The 26,655-nt window shown below is 63.1% G+C and carries 20 protein-coding genes and 1 other RNA gene; 13 read left to right on the top strand and 8 right to left on the bottom strand.

What is annotated here, in order from left to right; translation table 11 throughout:
- Nucleotides 1–3 precede the first annotated feature (3 nt).
- The 3 genes from MO486_RS03800 to ssrA form a co-directional block, all read right to left on the bottom strand.
- The gene (locus tag MO486_RS03800; RefSeq protein WP_242904708.1) at nt 4–2,082 is read right to left on the bottom strand and encodes a M13 family metallopeptidase; all 2,079 of its coding nucleotides are present in this window, start codon (nt 2,080–2,082) and stop codon (nt 4–6) included.
- A gap of 856 nt (nt 2,083–2,938) precedes the next feature.
- A complete protein-coding gene (locus MO486_RS03795) occupies nt 2,939–8,227 on the bottom strand; it encodes an RHS repeat-associated core domain-containing protein (RefSeq protein WP_242904707.1) in 5,289 nt (1,762 codons plus the stop codon).
- 216 nt (nt 8,228–8,443) lie between these two features.
- Nucleotides 8,444–8,798, bottom strand: a transfer-messenger RNA (tmRNA) gene (gene ssrA / locus MO486_RS03790).
- Nucleotides 8,799–8,924: 126 nt separating this feature from the next.
- On the opposite strand from ssrA, the gene MO486_RS03785 reads away from it, so the two are divergent.
- Nucleotides 8,925–10,793, top strand: coding sequence for a CHASE domain-containing protein (locus MO486_RS03785; RefSeq protein WP_242904706.1), 1,869 nt, complete (start codon nt 8,925–8,927; stop codon nt 10,791–10,793).
- Between the two features lie 4 nt (nt 10,794–10,797).
- On the opposite strand, the gene smpB is transcribed toward MO486_RS03785, so the two are convergent.
- Nucleotides 10,798–11,292, bottom strand: coding sequence for an SsrA-binding protein SmpB (smpB, locus tag MO486_RS03780; RefSeq protein ID WP_242904704.1), 495 nt, complete (start codon nt 11,290–11,292; stop codon nt 10,798–10,800).
- Between the two features lie 221 nt (nt 11,293–11,513).
- Here smpB and MO486_RS03775 point away from each other — a divergent pair, with 221 nt between their 5' ends.
- Together MO486_RS03775 and MO486_RS03770 are read left to right on the top strand one after the other, a co-directional pair.
- Nucleotides 11,514–11,945 carry a type II toxin-antitoxin system RatA family toxin gene (locus MO486_RS03775; RefSeq protein ID WP_242904702.1) on the top strand — a complete coding sequence of 144 codons (432 nt, stop codon included), beginning with the start codon at nt 11,514–11,516 and terminating at the stop codon, nt 11,943–11,945.
- Nucleotides 11,942–12,208 carry an RnfH family protein gene (locus tag MO486_RS03770; RefSeq protein ID WP_242904700.1) on the top strand — a complete coding sequence of 89 codons (267 nt, stop codon included), beginning with the start codon at nt 11,942–11,944 and terminating at the stop codon, nt 12,206–12,208. The genes MO486_RS03775 and MO486_RS03770 overlap by 4 nt, the downstream gene beginning before the upstream one ends.
- On the opposite strand, the gene bamE is transcribed toward MO486_RS03770, so the two are convergent.
- Nucleotides 12,205–12,591, bottom strand: coding sequence for an outer membrane protein assembly factor BamE (gene bamE / locus MO486_RS03765; RefSeq protein ID WP_242904698.1), 387 nt, complete (start codon nt 12,589–12,591; stop codon nt 12,205–12,207). The genes MO486_RS03770 and bamE overlap by 4 nt on opposite strands.
- Before the next feature lie 139 nt (nt 12,592–12,730).
- Between bamE and fur the strand changes: the two genes are divergently transcribed.
- Complete coding sequence (gene fur, locus MO486_RS03760) at nt 12,731–13,132, top strand: ferric iron uptake transcriptional regulator (protein ID WP_242904697.1); 402 nt, start codon at nt 12,731–12,733, stop codon at nt 13,130–13,132.
- A 24-nt stretch (nt 13,133–13,156) separates the two neighbouring features.
- On the opposite strand, the gene MO486_RS03755 is transcribed toward fur, so the two are convergent.
- From MO486_RS03755 to recN, 3 genes are read right to left on the bottom strand one after another with little or no spacing between them, the layout of a single operon-like run.
- The gene (locus MO486_RS03755; RefSeq protein ID WP_242905329.1) at nt 13,157–13,354 is read right to left on the bottom strand and encodes a RidA family protein; all 198 of its coding nucleotides are present in this window, start codon (nt 13,352–13,354) and stop codon (nt 13,157–13,159) included.
- Between the two features lie 20 nt (nt 13,355–13,374).
- Nucleotides 13,375–13,542, bottom strand: a complete 168-nt coding sequence (locus MO486_RS03750; protein ID WP_242904696.1) for a hypothetical protein — start codon at nt 13,540–13,542, stop codon at nt 13,375–13,377.
- 28 nt (nt 13,543–13,570) lie between these two features.
- The gene (gene recN / locus MO486_RS03745; protein ID WP_242904695.1) at nt 13,571–15,253 is read right to left on the bottom strand and encodes a DNA repair protein RecN; all 1,683 of its coding nucleotides are present in this window, start codon (nt 15,251–15,253) and stop codon (nt 13,571–13,573) included.
- Between the two features lie 76 nt (nt 15,254–15,329).
- On the opposite strand from recN, the gene hrcA reads away from it, so the two are divergent.
- The 9 genes from hrcA to carA all read left to right on the top strand — a co-directional run bounded on the left by hrcA (nt 15,330) and on the right by carA (nt 26,655).
- Complete coding sequence (gene hrcA / locus MO486_RS03740; RefSeq protein ID WP_242904694.1) at nt 15,330–16,391, top strand: heat-inducible transcriptional repressor HrcA; 1,062 nt, start codon at nt 15,330–15,332, stop codon at nt 16,389–16,391.
- Between the two features lie 72 nt (nt 16,392–16,463).
- Entirely contained in the window at nt 16,464–16,955 is a 492-nt protein-coding gene (grpE, locus tag MO486_RS03735) for a nucleotide exchange factor GrpE (RefSeq protein WP_242905328.1), read from the top strand.
- Nucleotides 16,956–17,058: 103 nt separating this feature from the next.
- A complete protein-coding gene (gene dnaK, locus MO486_RS03730) occupies nt 17,059–18,981 on the top strand; it encodes a molecular chaperone DnaK (protein ID WP_242904693.1) in 1,923 nt (640 codons plus the stop codon).
- Between the two features lie 71 nt (nt 18,982–19,052).
- Nucleotides 19,053–20,177: a molecular chaperone DnaJ gene (dnaJ, locus tag MO486_RS03725; RefSeq protein ID WP_242904691.1), complete on the top strand. Its 1,125-nt coding sequence runs from the start codon at nt 19,053–19,055 to the stop codon at nt 20,175–20,177.
- A 114-nt stretch (nt 20,178–20,291) separates the two neighbouring features.
- The gene (locus MO486_RS03720) at nt 20,292–22,445 is read left to right on the top strand and encodes a DUF1631 family protein (protein WP_242904689.1); all 2,154 of its coding nucleotides are present in this window, start codon (nt 20,292–20,294) and stop codon (nt 22,443–22,445) included.
- Between the two features lie 49 nt (nt 22,446–22,494).
- Nucleotides 22,495–23,205, top strand: coding sequence for a 4-hydroxy-tetrahydrodipicolinate reductase (dapB, locus tag MO486_RS03715; RefSeq protein ID WP_242904687.1), 711 nt, complete (start codon nt 22,495–22,497; stop codon nt 23,203–23,205).
- A 99-nt stretch (nt 23,206–23,304) separates the two neighbouring features.
- The gene (locus MO486_RS03710; RefSeq protein ID WP_242904685.1) at nt 23,305–24,249 is read left to right on the top strand and encodes a zinc metalloprotease; all 945 of its coding nucleotides are present in this window, start codon (nt 23,305–23,307) and stop codon (nt 24,247–24,249) included.
- Between the two features lie 158 nt (nt 24,250–24,407).
- Entirely contained in the window at nt 24,408–25,235 is an 828-nt protein-coding gene (locus MO486_RS03705) for a zinc metalloprotease (RefSeq protein WP_242904683.1), read from the top strand.
- Between the two features lie 298 nt (nt 25,236–25,533).
- Complete coding sequence (carA, locus tag MO486_RS03700) at nt 25,534–26,655, top strand: glutamine-hydrolyzing carbamoyl-phosphate synthase small subunit (protein WP_242904681.1); 1,122 nt, start codon at nt 25,534–25,536, stop codon at nt 26,653–26,655.

Below are 26,655 nucleotides of genomic sequence, written 5' to 3'. Positions count from 1 at the left end.
CTGTTACCAGATCTTCACGCGCGCCTCGGGCGCGAGGTAGAGCGCATCGCCCGGCTTGGCGTCGTACGCTTCGTACCAGGCATCGATATTGCGCACCGTCTGGGCGCGGAAGTTGGCCGGAGCGTGGCCGTCGGTAAGCACGCGCTGGCGCAGCGCGGCGTCGCGGATTTTGCTGCGCCAGGCCTGAGCGTAGGCGAGGAAGAAGCGCTGGTCGCCGGTCAGGCCATCGATCACCGGCGCTTCCTTACCGCCGAGCGACTTCCTGTACGCCATGTACGCGATTGCCAAGCCGGAAACGTCGGCGATGTTCTCGCCCGATGTCTGCACGCCATTGAGGTGCAGGCCCGGCAGGGCTTCATACGCGCTGTACTGATCGGCGAGTTTCTTTGTGGACTCCTTGAAGTGCTTGGCGTCTTCGGGCGTCCACCAGTTGGCGAGGCGGCCCTGGGCATCGAACTCCGCGCCGGTGTCGTCGAAGCCGTGGCTAACTTCATGGCCGATCACCGCGCCAATCGCGCCATAGTTCGCGGCCGGATCCGCCTTGGGGTCGAAGAACGGCGCTTCCAGGATCGCCGCCGGGAAGTTCATTGCATTCTGCAGCGGCAACTGCACGGCGTTGACGGTCTGAGGCGTCATCCACCACTCACCACGATCCACCGGCTTGCCCAGCTTGGCCAGTTGGTGTTTGTACTCGTACAGTTCCGCGCGCAGGCGGTTACCGAGCGCGTCATCGGCACGGATCTCCAGCGCCGCGTAGTTGCGCCAGGTGTCCGGGTAGCCGACGCTGACGCGCATCGTCTTTGCCTTCTCCTTGGCCTTGGCCTTGGTCTCGGCGGTCATCCACTCCAGCGAATCCACGCGCTCACCGAACGCTGCGAGGATGTTCTGCACCATCTCCTCGACCTTGGCCTTGGACGAGGCCGGGAAGAACTTCTCCGCATAGAGCTTGCCGACCGCGTCGCCGAGCGCGCCATTGGTGGCGTCGAGCGCACGCTTCCAGCGATCGCGCTGCTTCGGTGTGCCTTGCAGCGTGGTGCCGTAGAAGCCGAAGCGGAGATCGGCATAGGCCTTGGGCAGCAAAGCGGCGCTGTGGTTGATGGCGTGGAAGGTAAGGTAGTCCTTCCAGGCCTGCAGCGGTTCGTTGCCGACCACGCTGGCGATGCCGCTGATCGCGCCCGGTTGCCAAGCCACGATGGTCTGCTGTGAGCCGAGGCCCGCAGCGTCAAAGAACGTGGCCCAGTCGATGCCCGGCGCCTTCGTCGCGAAATCCGCGGTCGCCCATGGATTGTTGGCCTTGTGCACGTTCTGCGAATCGACGACCGGTGCGTGGGCCTTCGCGATCTTGGTTTCGAGCGCGACGATGGCCTTCGCCTTCGCTTCCGCATCGGCGATGCCCGCGGTCTCCAGCAACGTAGCGATGTAAGCCTCGTACTTCTGTCGCGCGTCCGCCATTTCCTTGTCGGACGACAGGTAGTACTCGCGGTCGGGCATGCCTAGGCCGCCTTGCATCAGGGTGGCGACGTAGTGCTCCGGATCTTGGAGGCCTTGCGCAACGAACACGCCGAACAGCTTGTCGGTGTAGAAGTTGGTGGAGTTGAGAGGATCGGTATCGGCACGCACGGTGCTGCCAAGCACGCGGGCAAGGTCGCTCGAGGAGGCGATCGCTTCGATTTTTGCAAGTTCAGGTTGCAGCGGTTGCAGGCCGCGTTGCTCGATACCGGCCTCGTCCATGTACGCGGCGTAGTAATCGGCGATCTTGCGCTCGTCGCTGCCGGCGGCCGGCTTGGCCGCTTCCAGCGATTGGAGCAGTTCGGAGTTCCGTTTTTCCGCCAACTCCACCAGCACCACGAAGCTGCCAGTGCCTGAACGGTCTTCGGGAATGGCGGTCGCCTTACGCCAGCCACCGTTGGCGTAGGCATCGAAGTCGTCGCCCGGTTTCACCGATTTGTCGATGCCGACGAGATCAACGCCGGATTGAATGGGCTGCTCCGTTGCGGCCGCAGGCGTCGCCTGGTCGGGTGGTGGTTCTGCCTTGCAACTGCAGAGGAGGGCGGTGGCAAGGATCCATCCAAGGCGCTGCATAGGGTTGCTCCACGGTGTCGGGGTCGCCAACATAGCCTGAGCCGCGTGAGCGCGGCATGGCCGTTGGTCATGCCACAAAAGAAAACGGGCCGCTTCCGCGGCCCGTTTTCTGGTGATGGTGGAGGTGGGGGCTACTGAATTGTGTGCTGCAACGTACGTTTTGCGCAGATCGCTATCGCGTTGCCTTACCGCGTACCGTCAGAGTTACCGTCAGCGGTGATCGGCTTCAGGTGCCTCTCGCCTTGGAAATCTGAGGCCCGCCTTGCCACAAGACGCGTTACCGGGTGTCGGCATTCTTAGAGGGAGACGCCTTGATTCGACGACATGCGCCTCGATTCGTGAAGTGAGGCGGCGCAGCATCAAACTCGCTGTAACAGCGGTAGCCAACATCGTACTGAACCCTTCGGTACTTAAGCTTATGTGCAGACTGCAGTTTCTGAAGAATACAAGATGCTCTGCTCTCAGGGGCGCCTGAAACGCAACTCTTGGAATACCGATCCAACAGCCGCGTTGCAGTGGCGCTACGCCGCGACCGAAATCCTTCATTCGCATCGAAGAAATAGAACATTAGAAAGGCGGCATCCCATGCCTGCTTCTGCGAAGTTTCTGGTCGCTCCATCAGTACTTCCTGGCACCAATCTCCTCCGCAGAACTCGATTCTCTCCCGAAGGCCTTGTCCCGACGGCCAATAGCGTTTGTCCGCATAGTCCTTCTTAAGCACGGCTTCCGGGTTCATAGCGGGATCTTCGACGCCCTCGGCCTGCACACCTAGGCAGGGACCTAAGGAAGCCAGCACAAAGAGCAGATTTGTCAGACGCATAGGTCCTCCAGAACGACTGGCGCGAAATGGGCAATTTCAGGGCGGGGGGAAACGAAGAGGAACAATCGGGCCATCTCCGAACGGGAGCGCCGGCGGCGGCGGAAGTATTGAGGGCACCCTGTCGCCGGGCGCAGTTGACAGATGCCAGTGATCTGGTGCGTGGCGCATTCCGTTGGTGAAGCCACATCTGGCGGCACAATCCGTGACCGTGCCATTGGGGATTTTGCACAGGGCAGGGTTCGAGTTGCATCCGAAATCGCACGCCTTTCCTGCAGGGTGGTTGCGCCCAGCATGATAGGGCGCACCTTCGCTCCCGCCTGTGATTGTCAACTGCAGACCAAGACAGAGTTGCAGGCACAGGATGTTGCCATGCAATCCAGGGGCGGGAATGATCGTGTTATCGCCTCGCTTGTAGCGGATGTATCCGGCAGGAGCGACATAGACGCTTCGATCCGGGTTATTGGAGTACATCGGACCATAATTCTGCCCGGGACTGGCGCTCCAAAGCCCTTGGGGGTCGACTGTAGCAACCGGATTGCCGTCGGCGTAAGCATAGAGATTTAGTCCGCCTTGGAGGCCGATCGGGTCAGCCTCCAGGTAGCGGCCTAGCCGCGCATCGTAATCGCGAAAATAGTTGTAATGCAGCCCAGTCTCGGCATCGTAGTACTGGCCAGGGAAGCGCAGATTCAGGGCTTGATGGACGCTGTCGCCATCGGGATCATCGTCGATGACTGCAGCACCGAACGGATCGTAGCTCGCCTGCCAGACCACCGTACCGAGCTTGTCGGTCGCCCGCTGCGGTGTGCCGAGGGCATCGGTATGTACATACTTGTAGTCCCGGTCAGTCACATCCTTGTACGCCAGCACATAGCGGATCGCATCCATCTTCAGGCTGAGGTTGTTCCAGCTATTGGCCTGGGTGCTGAGCATAGGATCCCGCGTGCCTGCGACCAGGTGATGGCGGCCCAGCGATACCCATGTGCCTGCCGCAGCGCCGGCACCGACGCATGTCGGGAAGGTGACAAACCGGAATTCATAGCACTGTGAGTCGGATGTCCACGCCCATCGGATGTAGAGGTCGTAGTCACCGGTATAGGGCGGCTCCCAAGGCCATTCCAATTGGAAGCTGGAACCGGTGCGAGGGCAGAGCAGGTAGTTGCCATTGATGGCCTCGGATGCACGCTTGACCGAGCAGGCCGCATCGCTCGCGGGATTGTCGATGGTCTGATCGACGCCGAACGGCGCGGCCGGTGCTGCTGGCGCTCCCAGAAGGGCGATCGGCGCGCCATCGAGGTACACGTACTCCTGAGTCACGCTGCCATCAGGTAACAGTTCCGCCAGTAACTCTCCGGAAGGGCCGTAAACGAACCGTGTGTCGCCGTACGGCGTGCTCTTGAGGGTGCGTTGCCCAAGGGCGTTGTAGCGGTACGCCCCCAAGAGTGTGACCGGGCTCTCCAGATCGGTAACACCCATCAGGCGGTTGTTGGCCGTATAGGTTAGGTCCCAGCCATGGCCGTCGAGTGCTTGCCGTCTGGTTTCGTTGCCATTGGGATCGTGCGTGTAACTCCATTGCGTGTCCGAAAGCAGGCGATTGGATTGTGGTTGGTAGGCATACGACGTCGTCTGGCCATCGGCACTCAAGCTGGTGCGATTGCCGACGGCGTCGTAGCCATAGTCGCGTGTGCCAAACGCACCGGAAGCTGTATCCAGCCGTGCCTGGGCGTCGTACGTCAAAGCCTGCGAGTCGCCGTTGAGCGTGCGCTGGGTTGGGTTGCTGTCGCCGTCATAGCTCCCATAGCTGACCGCAGAGCGTCCGCCGGCGTTGAACGTCACCGGTCGATACTGCAGGTCGTATTGCCGGGTTTCGCTGAGCCCGTTGCCGTAGATCCAGCTCCTGGCAGGACCGAAGGGAAGGTGCGAGATGTTGCGCGCCAGGGCATAAGAATTACCACCATCGATGACCGTTACATTGGTCACCTGGCTGCCCCCGTTGTAGACGTATCGAACCTTGCGCTGCGAGGGGTAAGTGATCTCGGTGATATTGCCTGCGGCATCATGCTGGTAGCTGACGACGCCCGCGTTGGTGGTCTGCTTGGCGGCACGGCCAAGCACGTCATAGTCATATCGAACGAAGTCGCCAATACCGTTGGTTGCGATACAGAGCCGACCTGACCCATTGACACAGGTGTCGAAGGTGTACGACTCGTCGTCAGCAGTACCGACGCGGTCGACGGTCTTAAGGCGGTTGCCTGCATCATAGGTATAGGCCGTCGCTTGCCCCAGCGCATCAGTAGATCCGATGACATTTCCCGCGGCATCGTGCGCGAAGGTGGTAATTCCGGTGTCCGGACTTTCCAGGCGGATGCGATTGCCCAGGTCGTCGTAGAGCAGGGCCGTGGTGGCTTGATTGCCATCGGTGACACTTATAAGCCGATCTTGAGCGTCATACCCATACGAGGTTGCGACCTGCCCTGGCAGCAGTGTCTGCGTGAGGCGCTTGAAATCGTCGTAGGTGTAAGACGTTGTGTTGTTCCGTCCATCGATGCTGCTCGTAAGCGTGCCCTCGGGATGGACAACGTACTGAGACTGATTGTCCGCATTGATCAGGTCCTTGGTGCGCCCGTACGCATCGAAGGTTCGTTGAACCCAGCGACGCTCTGTGCCCGCATAGTCCTCGAGATACGATTCCTTCTTGCGGTTACCAGCCGCGTCCAATGTGTAACTGATTGCGCCCGCGCCCGGAGACCACACTTTCGTTATATCGCCGGCGGCGTTGTATTCAAAGTTGGTTGCGATGTCTGTGTTGATGCCATCACTAAAAGACAGCGCTGTCACCCAGCGTCGGTCGTTGTAGGTCCAGGTGGTTGTGCGTGTGCTGCCTGTTCCAGCCTCCGTTACCGACTTCAGCAAGTCGGTACCCGGGTAATACGTATACGTCAGATGCAGGCCGTTCGGCCGATCTTCAGAGGCAACTTGTCCGGTTGCGGTATACGTGATGTTGTTGCGAAGCTGGATGCCGTTGGGGTCTGTGATCCGCAGCAAGCGCTTGGTGGTGGCGTGATACTCAAGGCGCGTGATATCCGAGACATCAGTGCGCGGCCCATCGATCTGCGAGAGTTGGCCATAGGGACCGTTGTACTGGAGCGTCACACCGCGTGAGATCGGCGTTCCATCTGGCCGGAAGCCAGAGACCGATTCCTGAATCACGTTGCCCGCTGCATCATAAGCACGCTGCGTCACCTTGATCTGGCCTGCTGACACCGAGGGCTGGCTGATCGAGGTGGGCTTGTGGATAAAGCGCGGATCGTAGGTGTAGTCCGAGCGGCGCGCTGTAGACTTCCCTGCGGCCTCGATCATGAAACCGAACTGGCCCTTCGAATCGTAGTTGCCGAACTGTGTCGCGCGCCCGAATGCGGTGCGGAGCGTGACATTCATGTTGAGGTCGCGTTGGATCTCGGAATCGGCGAACCCACAGGTTGAAAAACCAGGGCCAACAACCGCGTCCACGAAGCCCCGCCCGTTGAGCGTTCTGGTCTGGAAAAGGGCCTGATTCGACAAAGCGTCCGTGACGGTGCGCTCTCCAGTGATGTCGTTGTAACTGATGTCGTAGCGCTTCAGTCCACCGGTGAAATAGTTTGAGATTGCACGCCCGTTCGCATCGAATGTCCAAGTAACGTAGCGCTCGCTGGCCTGGGGCGTGGCGTTACGTCCGACACTAATGCCCGTGAGCAGGTATGGGCTGTACGGCGATTCGTAGTGGTAGGTGTGGTAGACCCCGTCCGGATCCTTGAGTTGGGTAAGGTTCGCCCATGCGTTGTAGGTATAGGTCCAGACCCGGCCGCTGTGATCGGTTGCGCTGATGATCTGACCGTAGGTGTTGTACGCGAACGTCAGCGACTCACCGGTATTGGCCGTCACCTTGGTAAGCCAAGGTTTGCTGCTGTACGTAGCTGTTAGCGTGCGTCCCGTGGCATCGGTAATCGTGGTCCATTTGCCTTGCGAGTCGTAGCTTTCCGTCGTGTTGTCTTCCGTGACGTACTGCCAGCCGCTTCCATTGGCCCTGAGGACGCCGTGGAAATATGGTCGCAGGGGCATGTACTGGCCGCCTTGCAGAGTGAACGGGATGACTCGGCCGTCAGGACGTCGCACCCGTGTCGGCTCACCTGCGATCGCGGGCGGTAGCACCGCTCGATCGAAGGTTGTCGTCCAGTAGTTACCCATCAACTTGGACTTGGAGCCGAGCGCATTGTAGGAACGCTCGAACTCCAGAATCGAAAGACCGGTGCGGGCGTAATCGGTTTCCTGCTGGAAGCTGTTCCCTATACCGATGGTGATCGGGTCGGCAACTGAGCAGTCTTCGCCGTTGCCTTCTTCCTTGTCTTTGTTGTCATCGGGCGGCCGTCGAGACACGGCGAACAATATCGCTGGCGTACTCAATGGCGTCGCGTCCTCGGATGTTACGGACACGTTGTACTGGCCAATCTTGTCGCCGGTGCGTAGCCGTGCGCTCGCAGAGCCGCTTGCGCCCGGAGTCACGGCGGACGGATCGGCTAGGGCTCCTGTCGAATTGGTGGGCCCTGCGATGGTGAAAGCAAAGCGGTTGGTAGTGGAGCTGGTTTCGATGGGATATGAAACCGGATTACCCCTGAAGTCAGAAATGGAAATTGTGAGAGGTCCCAGGGCCCACTCAGTTGCGGGGACCGACTGTCCGCTGCCTGAGGCGATTCGAAGTGTGCCGGGCACTACCGTGCCGACGTCATTACTCAAAGGCTCGCTGGGATAGGAATTAATATATCCGCGAAACTTGTAGCTGCCCGCCTTGTGTGGGTAGACCCACCACGATTGCCAGCTTCCCTCGGGCCAGCAGAGCTCATCGCCGGCAAAGGGGCCGTTGTAGTCCAAGTAGTAGTTGGTCGGGTTTTCTGGCGTCGGAGCGGGGCATAAATCGTCATCCAAGTAGAAATTCCTGAATCGATATACGGTCCCATCCAGTTGTGTCCATTCAACGCGGTAGAACGGCGTCACCCCGTCCAGCAAGATGTTGTACCCCATGCCCCAGTCAGTGGTGGCCATTTGGGTATCGGTCATGCAATTGTCCCAAGCCCCAGCCGAGAGGCAGGCCGTGATTTCGCCTGGCTGTGGACTAGCAACCGCTTCGGAATGCAAACTCGATCGAGCGGAGGAGGTCGCGCGCGCCTTGGCTTTAGTGATCGTACCGTCAGCACCAATGATGGTCGTTGACGTGTCAACGATGGTTGGTTTAGAAACCGGCGACGCGGCCAGCGCCTGAGTCGTAATAAACAGACAGGCGCTAACGAGCACCATCCTTGCGCTTCGAATGATTCGAGACATTGGAATTCCCTGACGTCCATATCAGCAACGGGAAACATCGGGTCTCTAGGCCAAGGTGGAAAGCTCACTGGGCGACGATGTTTACCGTCGTATGGCGAAGGCCCGCATCGGGCGGCATCGCAAAAAAAAAGCCGAAACCCCTTTTTTACTAAGGATTCCGGCCTCTATTGACAGCTTTGGAACTTGAAATGGTGGAGGTGGGGGGAATCGAACCCCCGTCCGAAGGCACTCCATCTCCGGCACTACATGCTTAGCTCGCCGTTTGGTCTCGTCCTGCGGCAACACGACGTGCGAGGCACACCGCAGGACACACCCGCTTTATTGGAGCCGTGGTTGACGGGTCGCCGCCACGGCCGATCCTGTGATGATGACCCTACATCCACGAGCACAGGCACAAGTGGGTTCGGGGCTTACGCCTTAAGCGGCGAGAGCGTAGACGTCGTCGTTGGCGTCTGAGGTTTTGCGGCTGGATTAACGAGGAAAGCTGCCCCCTCGGCATGCGCCAGACGATTTCGCAACCCCCGTCGAAGCCAGGTGCACCCCCGGGAATGTCGATGTCGCCGACTCGGTCAGTATAGGGGCCGATCCGGCGCGCACAAGCCGGAGGGCCGTCACGGCCAGCGGCGATTCATGGTGCCGGCTATTCACAGTGCAGGCTATGCTTGGTCGGATGTCGCCGCCTTCGCCCACTATCGAGCGCGAGATGGAGCCGGTCGAACCGGGTCGCGAGCCAGCGCAGGAGGTCGCGCCTCGGCGGCCAGGCAGGACCGGTTTTGTCCTGGCATTGGTCGTGCTGGTGTGTTCGCTGCTGCTCGTGGTGCTGTCGTGGCGCGCTGCGCGCGAGCGCGAGCTGGCGGCGTCGCAAGCGGAATTCGAGGCGGCGACGCGGGAAACCGTTGATTTGCTACAGCAACGGCTGGTGAACTACGAACTCACCGTTCGTGGCGGCGTCGCATTGTTCGCGACGGTGGCGCGGCCGAGTCCTCTGCAATGGCGGGCGTTCGTCGACGGCCTGGAGTTGCCGCAACGATTTCCGGCATTGACCGGGTTGGGGTTCGCCGCATACGTCACGCCGCATGGATTGGAGCGGCTGCAACTGGAAAGCCGCGCCGCTGGCTATGGCCTGTTCAACGTATGGCCGCGCGGCATCCGGGCGCAATACGGCCCGATTCTGTACCTGGAACCGAGGACAGCCGAGAACATCAGTGCACTCGGCTTCGATATGTACAGCGAGCCTGTGCGTCGTGCAGCGATGGACGCCGCACGCGACACTGGTACGTTGCGCATGAGCGGCCGCGTGCGCTTGCTGCAGGACGCCGATCGCGATGTGGCCGGGTTGCTGATCTATGCGCCGGTCTACCGCGCTGGCGATGCGCCAAGCTCGATCAGGGCGCGGCGAATGTCGATGCAGGGCTGGGTCTATGTGCCGTTCCGCGTGAACCGCTACGTCGAAGTCGCATTGCGCCCGATGCGGCGTGAACTGCATTTTCGCTTGTACGACATCACCGAGGCCAAGCCGGAGCTGTTGTATGCCGACCCCGGTTTCGAACAGAACGGCCATCACGCCTTCGCGCATAGCTTGACCACCGAGCACTATGGCCGGCGCTGGCGTTTCGATTTCGTCTCTGGCCCGGAACCTGTGGCGGCGCCGGCCATCGCCGCGTTGCGCAACACGCTGGTGGTCGGTTTGTTCGCGTCGCTGTTGTTGTTCGGCATTGCCTGGTCGATGGCGCTCACGGAGGCGCGCGCGCAACGGATCGCCGCGCGCATGACCGCCGCGCATCGCCGAAGCGAAGCGCACGTGCTCGCGCTCAATCGCAGCCTGGAAGCACGGGTGGCAGTGCGCACGCGCGAGTTGAGTGAAGCCAATCGCGAACTCGAATCCTTCGCCTATAGCGTCTCGCACGACCTGCGCGCGCCGTTGCGCGCAATAGAGGGCTTCAGCGGCGTATTGGGTGAACGTTACGCTGCCATACTCGACGAGACCGGGCGCGATTACCTGGGACGCGTGCGTAACGCCGCCTCGCGGATGGGCGAATTGATCGATGCCCTGCTGAAGTTGTCGCGACTCGGTCGCAGCGAACTCAAATTGGAACCGCTCGACCTGAGCCGGATCGCCACCGAGATCGTTGAAGAATTGCATGCCGGCGAGCCCGGACGGGAGGTCGCGGTCGATATCGGATCCGGTCTGCGGGCGACGGGTGATCCGGTGCTGGTGCGCAGCCTGCTGCAGAACCTGATCGGCAATGCCTGGAAGTTCACCCGCAGCCGCGATGATGCGCAGATCGAATTCGCGGCGAACCTGGCTGGCGAGTTTTTCGTTCGCGACAACGGCGCAGGCTTCAACGAGGCTTATGCCGACAAGCTGTTCCGCCCGTTCCAGCGCCTGCACGACGACACCGGATTCGTCGGCGACGGCATCGGCCTGGCCTCCGTCAAGCGCATCGTCGAGCGCCATGGCGGCACGATCCGCGCGGAGGGCCAGGAAGGCGAGGGTGCGGCCTTCTACTTCAGCTTGCCAGCAGAGAGCGGGGAATAGCGTCTCACGCGTCCTTGTTGTGCCGCCGCAGCAACCGCTGCTTCTCACGGTTCCAGTCGCGTTCCTTGCTGGCGTCGCGCTTGTCGTGCGTCTGTTTGCCCTTGGCCAGCGCCAGCTCGGCTTTGACCTTGTTCGCCTTCCAGTACAGCGCGGTCGGTACCAGGGTGTAGCCATCGCGCTGCACGCGACCGATCAGTTCGTCGATCTCGTGTTTGTGCAGCAGCAGCTTGCGGGTGCGCTGGGCGTCGGCGATGACGTGGGACGAGGCTGAGATCAGCGGGGTGATCTGTGCGCCGAACAGGAACAGTTCGCCGCTTTTCACCACGGCATAGCTCTCACCGATATTGGCGCGGCCCGCGCGGATCGCCTTCAGTTCCCACCCCTGCAGGGCCAGGCCCGCCTCGAATTTCTGCTCGAGGTGGTATTCATGGCGCGCGCGCTTGTTGAGCGCGATCGTTCCACCGCCGTTTCCCTTATCCTTACTGGCCTTCTTGCTCATGCTGTCCATTCTCGCCGAAGCGGACGTGTAGCGATACGAGGGCGTGCCAGCGCATCCCGAGTAGGCCGCGACGTTCCGTCCCCGAAGGGTTGCCCATGCGTGCTCGCCAGGCTGCGTTGCGCGCCTTGGCCGTAGAATAACTACGGCGCTGCGGCGCACGCCTTGCCTGGCGAGCGCGCATGGGCAACGCGACCTACTCGGGATGCGCTGACACACCCACGATGCCCACGATTCGCCGCTCCGCACTGGTCGAACACTCCGCCGCGCGCATGTTCGCGCTGGTCAACGACATCGCCGCCTATCCACGGCGCTTCGACTGGTGCGACTCGGCCGTGGTACTGGAAACCAGCGACGAGCGGGTGGTCGCGCGCCTCGACCTGGGCCTGGGCGCGCTGCGCACTTGGTTCACCACCGAAAACACGCTGTCGCCGCCGCACCACATCGACATGCAGCTCAAGGATGGCCCGTTCAAGCGGCTGTCCGGGCGCTGGCAGTTCCATGCGCTGGACGAATCGGCGTGCAAGGTAACGCTCACCTTGGAGTTTGAACCGAACAATAGGCTCCTGGGGCCGGCGTTCGCGCTCGGTTTCCAGGGGCTGGCGGATCGCATGGTCGATGACTTCGTGCGCGTCGCCGATCGAGGCGTCGAGTGAAAGTCGAAGTCGTGCTGGCGTGGCCGCGGCGATTCAAGGCGGTGCTGCTGGACCTGCCCGAAGGCGCGACTGTCGCTGATGCGCTGGCGCGAAGCGGGCTCTCGTTGCCCGACGGGATCGTCGCCTATGCGATTCACGGCTTGCGCTGCGATACGGCGCAACTGTTGCACGACGGCGATCGGATCGAATTGCTCCGGCCGTTGGTGGCCGATCCCAAAGATGCGCGGCGTTGGCGCGCCGCCGATAGGAAAGCGAGGCCCTAGCGGCCGCCTTTCTTCTTGTCCTTGGGCAGGTTGCCGAACTTGCGCATTTGCTGCGCCAGTTCCTGGTCCTGTTCCGGAAAATACTCGCCTTCCCAGCGGGCGAGAGTTTCGCCTTCGAACCACAACGTCAGGTTCTTCACTTCGGTCTTGCCGGTCCGGCCGGTGCGTTGGCTTGCGGCGTAATCCCAGCGCTCATGGTGGAACGGATCGGCGATCGACGGCGAACCCAGCAGCACCATCACCTGGCGCTTGTCCATGCCTTGCTGCAACTGCTCGACGTTCGCTTTCTCCAACAGGTTGCCCTGGTGGATCGGCTGGCGGTACAGCACGCCGCAACCGGCAGTGACAGCGGCGAGGGCGAGGGTCAGGAGCAGCTTGCGCATCGGTTTCCACACAGGCGGAGAGTGCCGCGATGATACACTGAAGCCCTCGGCCCGCGACGGCGCAGCGCAGCGCGTCCGCCCGGATTTCACCAGGGCGTTAATCCGCTGTTGTCGGGCCCCTGATGTGGCAGGAGCGACGATGGAATCGCAGGATCTACGCAAGGCCGGGCTCAAGGTCACCCATCCACGGATGCGGGTCCTCGAGCTCCTCGAGCAGACCAAGCCGCGGCACATGACGGCCGAGGACATCTATCGTGCGCTGCTGGAGCACGGTGACGAGATTGGCCTGGCCACGGTATACCGGGTGCTGACCCAATTCGAGGCAGCGGGCCTGGTACTCAAGCACAACTTCGAAGGCGGCCATGCGGTGTACGAGCTGGACCGTGGCGACCACCATGACCACATGGTCGACATCGACACCGGCAAGGTGATCGAGTTCCAGAGCAGCGAGATCGAGAAATTGCAGCGCGAGGTCGCCGCCAAGCACGGCTACGAGATCGAGGAGCACGCACTGGTGTTGTACGTACGCAAGAAGCGCTGACGTTGCTCCTTGTTCCGTCAGGCGTCAGGCGGCGGCAACGATTTCGATCTCGACGAGCCAATCCGTCGACAAAGTCTGGACGACGATTGCGGTCGTCGGGATCCGGCGCTCGCCGAGTGCCTGTGTCCGTGCGAGCGCATTGGCTTCTGCAAAAGCGGGATCGCGTAGATAGCTGGTGAGTCGCACGATGTTCTCGGTCGTCATGCCGGCGCTGGAAAGTATGGTGCGGATATTCGACCAGATCAGCTGTAGCTGGTCGTCCAGGTTTTGCCGGCGGCTCCGTGTTCATCCAGGCCCATCGTGCCGCTCACGAACAGCAGACGTTCGGGACTGCGGACCTCCAGAGCGTGGACATAATCGGGTGTCGCCGGATAGATCCCGGCCCTGGGGTTATGCGTGACCGTTTCCATCGCGCTTTTCTCCTGCTGCCTGGGCGTCCTAGGTGACGTCGCTGAGCAAACGCTTCGCCGCCGCGCGGGCTTCGCGCGTCAATTCCACGCCGCCCAGCATCCGCGCCAGTTCTTCCTCGCGTTCCTTGGCGCTCAGCGCATGCACTGCGCTCTGGGTAACGCCATCGTTGGCGGCCTTGCTGACGCGGTAATGCGCGTGGCCCTGCGCCGCGACCTGCGGCAGATGGGTCACGCAAAGCGCTTGGCGTTTGCTGCCGAGTGCACGCAGCTTCTGCCCGACGATCTCGGCGACTGCGCCGCCGATGCCGGAATCGACTTCATCGAAGACCATCGTCGGCACCGCGTCGAGGCCCAATGCAGCGACTTCGATGGCCAGCGAAATGCGGGACAGTTCGCCGCCGGAGGCGACTTTGCGCAACGGTCGCGGTGGTTGCCCAAGGTTCGCAGCGACTAGGAATTCGACGCGCTCGCTGCCTTGCGGGTCCGGGCGATCGCCTTCGTTCGGTTCAAGCGCGACCTCGAAGCGACCGCCGCCCATGCCAAGCTCGGTGATCAGTGTGGTGGTGCTTGCGGAGAGCGAGGCAGCGGCCTTGCGTCGCGCTGTCCCGAGTGCATTGGCGGCCTTGCGCCATGCGGACGTGGCAGTTGCGATCTCGAGGTCGAGCACGTGCACGCGTTCGCCGGCACTGCGCAGGATTTCGAGTTCTGCAGCCAATGCATCGCGCTGCGTGGCCAATGCGTCCGGTGCGACCCGGTGCTTACGGGCGAGGTCGTGGAGGCGGCCGAGGCGATGTTCCAGTTGTTCGAACGCCGAGGGATCGAGGTCGAGGTCGGCACGCACGCGTTCCAGCAAGGCGATGGCTTCATCGAGCTGGATCGCAGCGGCATCGAGCATGGCATCGACTTCACCCAACCGAGGTTCGTGTTCGGCCTGCTTGGCCAGTTCATTGCGGACCTGCTGCAGCTGTCGCGACAGCGACGGCGCTTCGTCGCCACCGAGGCGGGCGAATGCGTCGTCGCAGGCGGCGATCAGTGCGGCGGAATGGCCATGGCGGCGGTGCGTGGCGACGAGGTCGGCGATGGATGCCGGTTCCAGGTCCTCGCGTTCGAGTTCGGCCAACTGGTGTTCGAGCCAGGTGATGCGTTCGGAGACGTCGCCTTGGCGCGATAGCGTGTCGCGTTCGCGCAGCAGGACATTCCAGGCCTGCGCAGCGGTGCGCACTGCGGCCAGTTCGGCTTCGTGACGGCCGTAGGCATCGAGCAGGGCGAGCTGGCTAGCCTTCGACAGCAGGGCCTGGTGCTCGTGCTGGCCATGGATTTCGACCAGGCGCTCGGCGAGGTCACCGAGCTGGCCCAGCGTCACCGGGCGGCCGTTGATCCAGGCCTTGGAGCCGCCATCGGCGCGGATCGTGCGGCGCAGTTGGCAACCCATGCCGTCTTCGAGCGTGCCGTCGTCGAGCTCCTGTTCGCGCAGCCACGCCAGCGCATCCGGAGCGTCGCTCAGGTCGAATAGTGCGATCAGTTCCGCGCGTTCAGCACCATGGCGCACCACGCCACTGTCGGCGCGCGAGCCGGAAAGGAAGCCAAGCGCGTCGACCAGCAGGGACTTGCCGGCACCGGTTTCGCCGGAAATCACGGTCAAACCAGGGCCGAAATCCAGTTCAGCCGCGCGCACGACGGCGAAGTCCTTGATGGCGAGATGGGTCAGCATGCGCAGCGATTGTGCCGTGCCGCGGTGAAACGACCAAGCGCTTGCGTGCGATGCCCCGGGGGCTTATATCCGGTGCATGAGCCGTGTCTTCGCCGACGACAAGCCCTTGGACCCCCGCGCTCGTCAGCTGCTGCGCACGCTGATCGCGCGTTATATCCGCGACGGTGAACCGGTCGGGTCGCAGACATTGGCCAAACATGCAGGCCTCGACGTCAGTCCGGCGACGATCCGCAACATCCTCGCCGACCTCGAAGACGTTGGCCTGCTCAGCTCGCCACATACCTCGGCCGGGCGGATACCCACTGCGCAGGGGTACCGGGTGTTCGTCGATTCCCTGTTGCAGGTGCGGCCACTGCCGGAAGGTGAGCTGGCGCGACTGAAGCACGAGTTGCCGGCGGGGTCCGGTACCCAGGCGTTGCTCGGCAGCGCGTCGGAACTTCTGTCGGCGATGACCCATTTCGTCGGGGTAGTCAGCGTGCCGCGGCGGGAGCAGTTCGCGTTCCGTCATATCGATTTCGTGCCGCTGGACGCACAGCGGGTGCTGGCGATCCTGGTGTTCGCCGACAACGATGTGCAGAACCGGATCATCCAGACCCGCCGCGCCTACGACGCCGGCGAACTCGAGCGAGTCGCCAATTACCTCAACCATCATTTCGCCGGTCTGCCGTTGTCCGAGATCCGCACCACCCTCGTGCGTGAGTTGCAGGCAGCGCGTAGCGAGATGGAAATCCTGCTGGCGCATACGGTCGAGCTGGCCGAGCAAGCCCTGGCCCCCGCCGGCGACGACATGGTGCTGGCCGGGCAGACCCGACTGATGGGGGTGCAGGAGCTGTCCGATCTCGACCGCCTCCGCGAACTGTTCGAAGCCTTCGCCCGTAAACGCGAGATCCTGCAGTTGCTGGAACGCACCCTGCGCGCGCCCGGCGTGCGCATTTTCATTGGCGAAGAGACCGGGCTGGCGCCGCTCGAAGGCGTTTCACTGGTGACGGCCCCATACATGGCCGGCGGCCAGGTGCTGGGCGTGTTGGGCGTGATCGGGCCGACCCGCATGGCCTACGACAGGATCATCCCGGTGGTACAGGCGGCGGCGGATGTCCTCGGGGCGGCCCTGAAGGCGCCGGCCTTGAAAGACGGGTAGCAGGCCCTAATACCAGTCCCCAGGGCGGCACGGTGGCCGCGGATGGATGCTGGAAGAATGACCAACGAACCCATGCAGGATGCCGACGCCACGTTGGCCGGCGACAACCCACTGATCGAACAGATCGAAGCCCTCAAGGGCGAACTCGAACAACTACGCGCCGAGGCGCTGCGCGAACGCGCCGACCTCGACAACCAGCGCAAGCGCCTGGCGCGCGAGATCGATACCGCGCGCAAATTCGCCAACGAACGCCTGCTCAGCGAGCTGCTGCCGCTGTTCGACAGCCTCGAAGCCGGCCTCGCGGTCGCGCCGCAAGCCGACCCGCTGCGCGAGGGCATGGAGCTCACCCTGCGCCAACTGCATCGCATCGCGGAGAGCAACGGCTTGGTCGAAGTGGTGCCGGCGCCCGGCGACAGTTTCGACCCCGAGCGCCATCAAGCCATGAGCATGATCGAGGCGGATGGCTTGCCGCCGGGCTCGGTCGCGCAGGTGTTCCAGAAGGGCTACGTGCTGAACGAACGATTGCTGCGCCCCGCGTTGGTGGTCGTCGCCAGGCACGACTAAGCCTTGAACCACCGGGCATGAGCCCCAGATAACGCACATCGGCGCCAGGCTCTAGTCAGTTTGGCGCGCCACCAGACAAAAGATTTGGAGAGGGAGCAACACCATGGCAAAGATCATCGGCATCGACCTCGGCACGACCAACTCGTGCGTAGCGATCATGGAAGGCGGCAAGACCCGCGTCATCGAGAACAGCGAGGGCGACCGCACCACGCCTTCGATCGTCGCCTACACCAAGGACGGCGAAGTCCTGGTTGGCGCCTCGGCCAAGCGCCAGGCCGTCACCAACCCGAAGAACACCTTCTACGCGGTGAAGCGCCTGATCGGCCGCAAGTTCACCGATGCGGAGGTGAAGAAGGACCTCGGCCTGGTGCCGTACGCGATCGTCGAGCACGACAATGGCGATGCCTGGGTCGCGACCAGCGACGGCCGCAAGATGGCCGCGCAGGAAATCTCCGCCAAGGTGCTGGAGAAGATGAAGAAGACCGCCGAGGCGTATCTCGGCGAGACCGTCACCGAAGCAGTGATCACGGTGCCGGCGTACTTCAACGACAGCCAGCGCCAGGCGACCAAGGACGCCGGCCGCATCGCCGGCCTCGACGTCAAGCGCATCATCAATGAGCCGACTGCGGCCGCGCTTGCCTATGGCATGGACAAGGCCGGCGGCGACCGCAAGATCGCGGTGTACGACCTCGGCGGCGGTACCTTCGACATCTCGATCATCGAGATCGCCAATGTCGATGGCGAGAAGCAGTTCGAAGTGCTGGCCACCAATGGCGACACCTTCCTCGGCGGCGAAGACTTCGACAAGCGCGTCATCGACTACCTCGTCGACGAATTCAACAAGGACCAGGGCATCGACCTGCGCAAGGACCCGCTCGCGCTGCAGCGCCTGAAGGACGCGGCCGAGCGCGCCAAGATCGAACTGTCGTCCTCGCAGCAGACCGAAGTGAACCTGCCATACGTGACGGCGGATGCTTCTGGTCCGAAGCACCTCAACATCAAGCTGACCCGCGCCAAGCTCGAATCGCTGGTCGAAGACCTGGTGAAGAAGACGATCGAGCCGTGCCGCATCGCGCTCAACGATGCCGGCCTGCGCGCCAGCGACATCGCCGAGGTGATCCTCGTCGGTGGCCAGACCCGCATGCCGAAAGTAGGGCAGGCGGTCGCCGAGTTCTTCGGCAAGGAACCGCGCAAGGACGTCAACCCGGACGAAGCCGTTGCTGTGGGCGCCGCGATCCAGGGCGGCGTGCTCGCCGGCGACGTCAAGGACGTACTGCTGCTCGACGTGACCCCGCTAAGCCTCGGCATCGAGACCCTCGGCGGCGTGTTCACCAAAATCATCGAGAAGAACACCACCATTCCGACCAAGGCCGCGCAGACCTTCTCCACCGCCGAGGACAACCAGTCCGCGGTGACGGTGCATGTGCTGCAAGGCGAGCGCGAACAGGCCCGCTACAACAAGTCGCTGGCCAAGTTCGACTTGTCTGGCATCGAGCCGGCGCCTCGCGGCATGCCGCAGGTCGAGGTGTCGTTCGACATCGACGCCAACGGCATCCTGCACGTCCATGCCAAGGACAAGAAGACCGGCAAGGAACAGAAGGTCGAAATCAAGGCCGGTTCGGGCCTATCGGACGAAGAAATCCAGCGGATGGTGCAGGACGCCGAAGTGCACCGTGAGGAAGACAAGAAGTTCCATGACCTGGTGCAGGCGCGCAACCACGCCGACGCGCTCATCCACGCCACCCGCAGCGCCATCACCGAACACGGCAGCAAGGTTCCGGGCGATGTGATCGGCAATGTCGAAGCTGCATTGGCCGATCTCGAGACCGCGATGAAGGGCGACGACAAGGGTCAGATCGAGGCCAAGTCGAAGGCGTTGGAAGAAGCAGGGCAGTCGCTGTACGCGGCCGCTGCTGCTGCAGCCCAACCGGGAGCCGAATCCGCCACGGCTGGCCAGGGTGCGCCGCGCAACGACGATGTCGTCGATGCCGAGTTCACGGAAGTCAAAGACGACAAGCAGGCCTGATCGACTAAGGTAGTGACAGCTCGGGCAGGCCAACGCGCCTGCCCGTTGTTTTGGGGAGTGGTACGAGGTCCATGAGCAAGCGCGATTACTACGAAGTCCTTGGCGTCCAACGCAACGCATCCGACGAGGACCTGAAGAAGGCATATCGCCGCTGTGCGATGAAGTACCACCCTGACCGCAATCCGGGCGACCACTCCGCCGAAGCTTCGTTCAAGGAATGCAAGGAAGCCTACGAAGTGCTGTCCGACGCCACCAAGCGCCGGCAGTACGACACGCACGGGCACGCCGCATTCGAGCACGGCATGGGTGGCGGTGGTGGGGGGCCGGGTTATGCCGATGTCAACGACATCTTCGGCGACATCTTCGGCAACATCTTTGGCGGTGGCGCGCGCGGCGGCCCGCGTCGCGGCGCCGATGTCGGCTACGTGATGGAGCTCGACCTCGAGGAAGCCGTCGCCGGCATTGAGAAGCGCATCGAAATCCCCACGCTGGTCTCATGCCAGCACTGCAACGGCAGCGGTTCCGAAGACGGCCAGCTCGACACCTGCGGCACCTGCCACGGCCGTGGGCAGGTACGGATGCAGCGCGGCATCTTCCAGATGCAACAGACCTGTCCGCATTGCGGCGGCCGCGGGAAGATCATCAAGAACCCGTGCAAGCCGTGCATGGGCGCAGGGCGGCTCGAGGAAGAAAAGATCCTGTCGGTGAAGATTCCCGCCGGCGTCGACAACGGCGACCGCATCCGCCTGACGGGCGAGGGCGAAGCTGGACCCGCCGGCACGCCGCCAGGCGACCTCTACGTCGAAGTCCGCGTGCGCCCGCACGAGATCTTCGAACGCGATGGCGACGACCTGCATTGCGAAGTGCCGATCCGCATTTCGCAGGCGGCGCTCGGCGACACCATCCGCGTGCCGACGCTGGACGGCGAAGTCGAACTACGCATTCCGTTCGAGACCCAAAGCGGCAAGGTCTTCCGCCTGCGCGACAAGGGCGTCAAGTCGGTGCGCAGCCGTGCCCCGGGGGATCTCTATTGCAAAGTCGTGGTGGAAACCCCGATCAACCTCACCGTGGAACAGCGCGAGTTGCTGGAAAAATTCGAGGCCACCTTCGTCGGCGAAGGCGCCCGGAAGCATTCGCCCAAGTCCAGCACTTTCCTCGACGGAGTGAAGGGTTTCTGGGACCGCATGGTCTCCTGAGCGGTCGCCCAGGCTGTGACAAGAACTGTCTCTTCATATTCTTGACGGGCGTCAAGCAACGGGAGCAGTCTGGTCATAGGATCGTCCCGGATACCGGGGTACGCTGGTCACAGGATGATGACCACAAACGAACCAGCTTCGCTTGGCGTGCGCGATCCGGGCCTCCTGATCGGCGCCATGCAGCGCGCGGCGGTGGAAGGGCTCGGCAAGGCGCTGGAAACGACCCTGCGCCAGGCGGACGATTACCTGTTCGATGGCACTGATCATGAACTGACCGCCTTGCGCGACCTGCGCCGGGCCCGCACGCAGATCGCAGAGCGCTTCGAGCAAACCCTGATCAATGGCTTCCGCCGTTTGAGCGGCATGGCGCCATCGGTCAAGACGGACAACGTCACGCTCAGTCTGCTTGCCGATGATGCGCTGGAAGAACAGCTGGCCAACGAGCAGCTGGCCGACAACCTCACGCGCCTGCACGCGCCGGCGCTGGAGTTGATCGAAAAGCGACTCGCAGTGCTCGTCAATCGCCCGGAACTGGCTGCGGACGAGAATCCCGCCGGTCCGGTGTGCCTTGCCGAAGTCATGCGTACCGCACTGCATGCAGTCGAACTTTCGACCAGCGTGCGCATCATTCTGTACAAGTTCCTCGAACGCGAGCTGGGCACGGCGCTGACGGCTCTCTACGAGCGCATGAACGCGACTCTGGTCGGAGCCGGCATCCTGCCGCAGCTCAAGTCGACCAAGCGTGCCGAGGCGCCGCCGCAACCGGCTCCAGTTCCAGCCACCGCTGCCACTGCAGCCGTGGCGAACGCCATCGCCTCGGATTTCGCGATGAGCGGACCCGGGGACCAGGCGCTGTTCTCCAACCTGATCGGCCTGCTGCAATCGTGGCGGCAGAACGTGGCCACGTCGCTGCCGGGACAGTACACGGAAGCCGGCAAGAGCCTGCAGACGCGCGAAATGATGTCGGTGCTGTCGTTGATGCAGCCCGACCCGCCGCCCAGCCTGCAACTGGCCCTCGGCGACGACAAGCTGTCGCTGGCCGAGCAGTTGCGTCGCGAAGTGCTGGCTGGTGCGCGTCGCCTCGGCATGGGCGGCGACAACCTCAACCTGTCGAACACTGACGAGGATGCCGTCGACCTGGTCGGCATGCTGTTCGACGTGCTGCTCGATGAACGCCATTTCGAACCCGACGTGCGTCGCAAGATCGGCCGCATGCTGGTGCCGTACGTCAAGGTGGCGGTCAAGGACCGTCGCATGTTCCTGTACAAGGGCCACCCGGCGCGACGCCTGCTCAACGTGGTCGCGGAAGCCTGCGAAGGCAACCATGGCGAAGGGCCCCAGGAACGCGAACTGCTCGATCGGGTCGACACGACCATCGATCGCCTTGTCGCCGACTTCAACGAGGATCTTGCGATCTTCGAAACGCTGGAGCACGAGCTGCGTGCCTTCATGGAGCAGCACAGCAAGCGCATCGAGCTGGCCGAACGCCGTGCCGCCGAAACGCAGCGTGGCCGCGAGCGCCTGGAGCAAGCGCGTGAGAGCGTGTCGGTCGATCTGGCCGTCTACCGCGATTCACGCACGTTGCCGCCGGTGCTGGACGAGTTCGTCACTCGTTACACCCATCACCACCTGACCCAGGTGGTCTTGCGCGAGGGCAGTGATTCGCCACGTTACAGCGAAGCGATGCATGCGTTGCGGGATGTGTTGTTCGTCTTCGATCACGCCGAGCTCGGTACGCCGCCTGAACTCCTGCCCGCACTCAAGCGCGAACCGCTGCTGGAGATCTTCGCCAGTTCCGGTTGCGCTGGCCCTGCCGCCGACGATGCGCTGGCGACGATCCAGCGTACGCTGGCGCAAGTGGCGGCAGGCGAGGAGATGGCCGCACATGCCGCACACCTGCCTGAGCAGTTTGTACAGCCTGCGGCGCCTGCGCCCGAACCGGGCATCATCGTGGTCGCCGACAAGAGCGAACTCGACTTCGATCACGAGATGGCCGAGCGCATGCGAGCGCTCGAGATCGGCACCTGGCTGATGCTGACCAGTGAGAGCGGCCGGGTCGAACCGGCGAAAGTGTCGTGGGTCAGCCCGATTTCTTCACGCCTGTTGTTCGTCAACCGCCGCGGCATCCGCGTGCTGGTCGCCTCGGCGGAAGAACTGGCTGCCATGGCCAAGCTTGGAAAGGTGCAGCTACGCGGTGCCGACAACGCATTCGAGGATGCGTTGCACCAGGTGGTTGGGCGGCTGCAGTCGAGTGTTGTGCCGGCCTAGGAGTGCTTCGCGCTTGTTTGGGACTGGCGACTACCGCTAGCCTGCACGGATGACGACTCCCATTCGCGTGTTGATCCACGGTGCCACTGGCCGCATGGGCCAGGCCCTGTTGCGGCTGTGCGCAGAGCAACCTGACTGCATCGTTGTCGGCGCGATCTCGCGCAAGGTCGGGCAACGGGTGATCGACGGCGTGCCGCAATTCGCCGCCAGCGAACTGCACGGCGTACCAGCATTCGATGTTGCCATCGATTTCAGCCTACCAGAGGGCTTCGACGGCATCCTGGCGCTCTGCGTCGAGCGCGGCGTAGCGCTGGTATCGGGCACCACGGGGCTCAGTGACGCGCAGCGGCTTGCGCTCGAGGCTGCTGCTGCACGTATCCCCGTATTGTGGGCCTCCAATTTCAGCCTGGGCGTGGCGGTGCTGACCGAGCTGGTCGAACGCGTCGCGCGAGCGCTGCCGGGTTGGGACTGCGACATCGTCGAAGCGCACCACACCCAGAAGCAGGACGCGCCTTCGGGCACTGCGCTGAGCCTCGGCGCGGCGGTGGAGCAGAGCGGGGCCAAGCCGCATTACGCCAGCCTGCGCGCCGGCGATATCGTCGGCGAGCACACTGTCCAGTTCACTGGCATGGGTGAGCGCATCGAGCTGGTGCACCGCGCCACCAATCGCGACATCTTCGCGCGCGGCGCCTTGCATGCGGCTGCCAGGCTGATAGGCCGTTCCCCGGGGTTGTACCGACTCCGCGACCTGCTGGCCTGAATACCCCTTGATGTACTGCCGCGTGCACACGCGGCTAACCAGCGCAGCGCAATGCTGCCTTTCCGCCGCCCACCTTCGGCGGCGTCAAGGAGGCTGTCCATGCATAGCTCATTGACCCTCGCGCTCAGCGCGATCCTTGCAGCAGCGGTGTTTCCCGCTGCAACTGCGCAGTTCAATAGCGACCCGGTGATCCGTGAACCGAGCGCGCCCAACATCAAGATCCGCGATGACGACGGCAGCCTGCGTGCCGGCCTGCGCTGTGGCGTCAAGCAGCGGACGCCGCTGCAGCGTGATGTCCTCGAACGCAACCTGCGTGAATTCAGAAAGCAAAGCCCGTTTGCTGCGTTAGCTGAATCACACGGGTCGATCACGATTCCGGTGTGGTTCCACATCGTCACCAAGACCTCCAAAGGCAAGAACCCCACTTTGGTCGGCAACGTCACCGATGCCCAGATCGCCGATCAGCTAGCGGTCTTGAACGACGCCTATGCCGGCCGCGGCTTCTCCTTCACGCACGGCGGCACCACGCGCACCAACAACGGACGCTGGTTCGACGGTTGCGCCCGTTACAGCACGGAAACCACGATGAAAGCGGCGTTGGCGGTCGATCCGGCCCACAACCTCAATTTCTACAGCTGCAAACCAGGCGACTACCTGGGATATGCCTATTACCCGGATTCGTTCGACGAAAACGACACCCGCCATGGTGTGGTGGTGCTGCATTCCTCGTTCCCGGACGGCGCCACCACCAATTACAACGAAGGCGACACGGGCAACCACGAGGTTGGCCATTATCTCGGTCTCGCGCATACCTTCGAGGGCGGCTGCGCCGAACCCGGCGATTCCGTCGCCGACACCCCGGCGGAAGAGAGCCCCGCATTCGGTTGCCCGGTCGGCCGGGATACCTGCCCAAGCGCGGGCGTCGACCCGATCTACAACTTCATGGACTACACCTACGACTCCTGCATGAACACCTTTACGAGCGGCCAGGACGCTCGCATGGAGGAGATCGTGGCCCTGTACAAGCCCTCGCTTGGGCATTGAACCCTAGTACTCCTTTCACGCCCGGCTCCGGCCGGGCGTTTTTGTGGGCAAAGCCCTGGCACTACGCTTTTTGATGCACTGCGACGTGTACCCCGGGCCCCGGCCTGCGATTCTTGCCCCGCCGCACTTCCTGCGGCTTTTTTTTGGGGGTTCCTCCAATGCACAAACGCCTGACCCTGGCGCTCAGCGCCGTGCTCGCCGTAGCCGCGTTTCCCGCCGCAACCCAACAACCCGCCGATCCGATCATCCGCGAGTCGGCTACGCCCAACATCAAGATCCGCAACGAAGACGGCTCCGTGCGCGGCGGCCTGCGCTGCGGCGTCAAGGATCCGTCGCAGGCGGAACGCGATGCCGTCGACCGCGGCCTGCGGCAGTTCCGCAAGGAAACCAATTTCGGCGCGCTGGCGGCGTCCGCGGTCGGCCCGATCACCATTCCAGTCTGGTTCCATATCGTCACCAAGAGCAAGAACGGCGTCGTGACCGGCAACGTCACCAATGCCCAGATCGCCGACCAGATGCAGGTATTGAATGATGCCTACGCTGGCCGTGGCTTCTCCTTCACCCTCGGCGGCACTACCCGCACTAGCAACAGTCGCTGGTTCGACGGTTGCGGTCGCAGCGGCGTCGAGAGCGCGATGAAGTCTGCGCTCGCCGTCGACCCGGCACATAACCTCAACATCTACAGTTGCAAACCGGGCGATCTTCTGGGCTTCGCCTATTTCCCCAATTCATTTGCCGAAACCGACACCCGCCACGGCGTGGTGATGCTGCATTCCTCATTCCCGGGCGGCTCCACCGCCAATTACAACGAGGGCGACACCGCCACCCACGAAGTTGGCCACTACCTCGGCCTGTACCACACCTTCCAGGGCGGTTGCGCTGCACCTGGCGATTCCGTCGCCGACACCCCGCCGGAGCCAGCGCTGCATTCGGTTGCCCGGTGGGTCGCGATACCTGCGCCGGCGGTGGCGTCGATCCGATCCTGAATTTCATGGATTACACCTACGACTCCTGCATGAACACCTTCACGACGGATCAGAGCATCCGCGCGCAGGACATGACAGCGACCTACCGGCCTTCACTGGGCCACTAAGTTAAATAAAGCTAGGTGATTTGGCGCCCGGCTCCGGCCGGGCGTTTTTTTTCGGGCCGCGCCCCGGTACAATTCCCGCTCGCCTGAACCCCGCCCGTCGGACCGGTCCCGTACCGCGTCCGCGGTTTCTTGCAACCCGGTTTTTACCCGGGCGGCGGTGTCAGCACCCCCCGGCAGCCAAGGCGACCCCCGTGACCCAACCCGCAATCCTTGCGCTCGAAGACGGCACGATCTTCGAGGGCATTTCCGCAGGCGCGCCCGGCCTTTCGGTCGGCGAAGTGGTGTTCAACACCGCGATCACCGGCTACCAGGAAATCCTGACCGACCCGTCCTACGCCCGACAACTGGTCACGCTGACCTATCCGCACGTCGGCAACACCGGCTGCACGGTGCAGGACGACGAGGCCCGTCAGGTCTGGGCCAGTGGCCTGATCGTGCGCGACGTGCCGCGTCGTCCCAGCAACTGGCGCAGCGAGGTTTCGCTGCCGGAATGGTTGCAGAAGCGTGGCATCGTCGCGATTTCCGACATCGATACCCGCAAGCTCACCCGCCTGCTGCGCGACACCGGCGCGCAGAACGGCGCGCTGATGGCCGGGACCATCGACGCCAGCAAGGCCGTCGAAGCCGCGCGCAAGTTTCCAGGCCTCAAGGGCATGGACCTGGCCAAGGAAGTCAGCACGCGCAGCACCTATGAATGGCGCGACGGCCAGCTCGACCTCGACCGCAACGTCTTCGTCCACGCCGAGGCCAAGCACCACGTCGTCGCCTACGACTTCGGCGTCAAGCACAACATCCTGCGCATGCTGGCCGAGCGCGGCTGCCGCGTGACCGTGGTCCCGGCGCAGACGTCCGCCGCCGACGTGTACGCGTTGAATCCCGACGGGGTGTTCCTCTCCAATGGCCCGGGCGATCCGGAACCCTGCGATTACGCCATCAACGCGATCCGCGAGTTCATCGCAAAGAAGACACCCACCTTCGGCATCTGCCTCGGCCACCAGTTGCTCGGCCTCGCCGCGGGCGCGAAGACGCTGAAGATGAAGTTCGGCCACCACGGCGCCAACCACCCTGTGCAGGACCTGGCCAGCGGCCGCGTGATGATCACTTCGCAGAACCACGGCTTCGCCGTCGATGAAACGACGCTGCCGGCCAATGTGCGCGTGACCCAGCGCAGTCTGTTCGATGGGTCCAATCAAGGCATCGAGCTGACCGACGCACCTGCGTTCTCATTCCAGGGACACCCCGAAGCCAGCCCGGGCCCGCACGACGTCGCCCCTCTCTTCGATCGATTTATTGCGTCGATGGAGGCGCGCTGA

The sequence above is a fragment of the Lysobacter sp. CFH 32150 genome (assembly GCF_022758295.1).
GTDB lineage: Bacteria > Pseudomonadota > Gammaproteobacteria > Xanthomonadales > Xanthomonadaceae > CFH-32150.
This window is presented reverse-complemented; position numbering and strand designations above follow the sequence as displayed.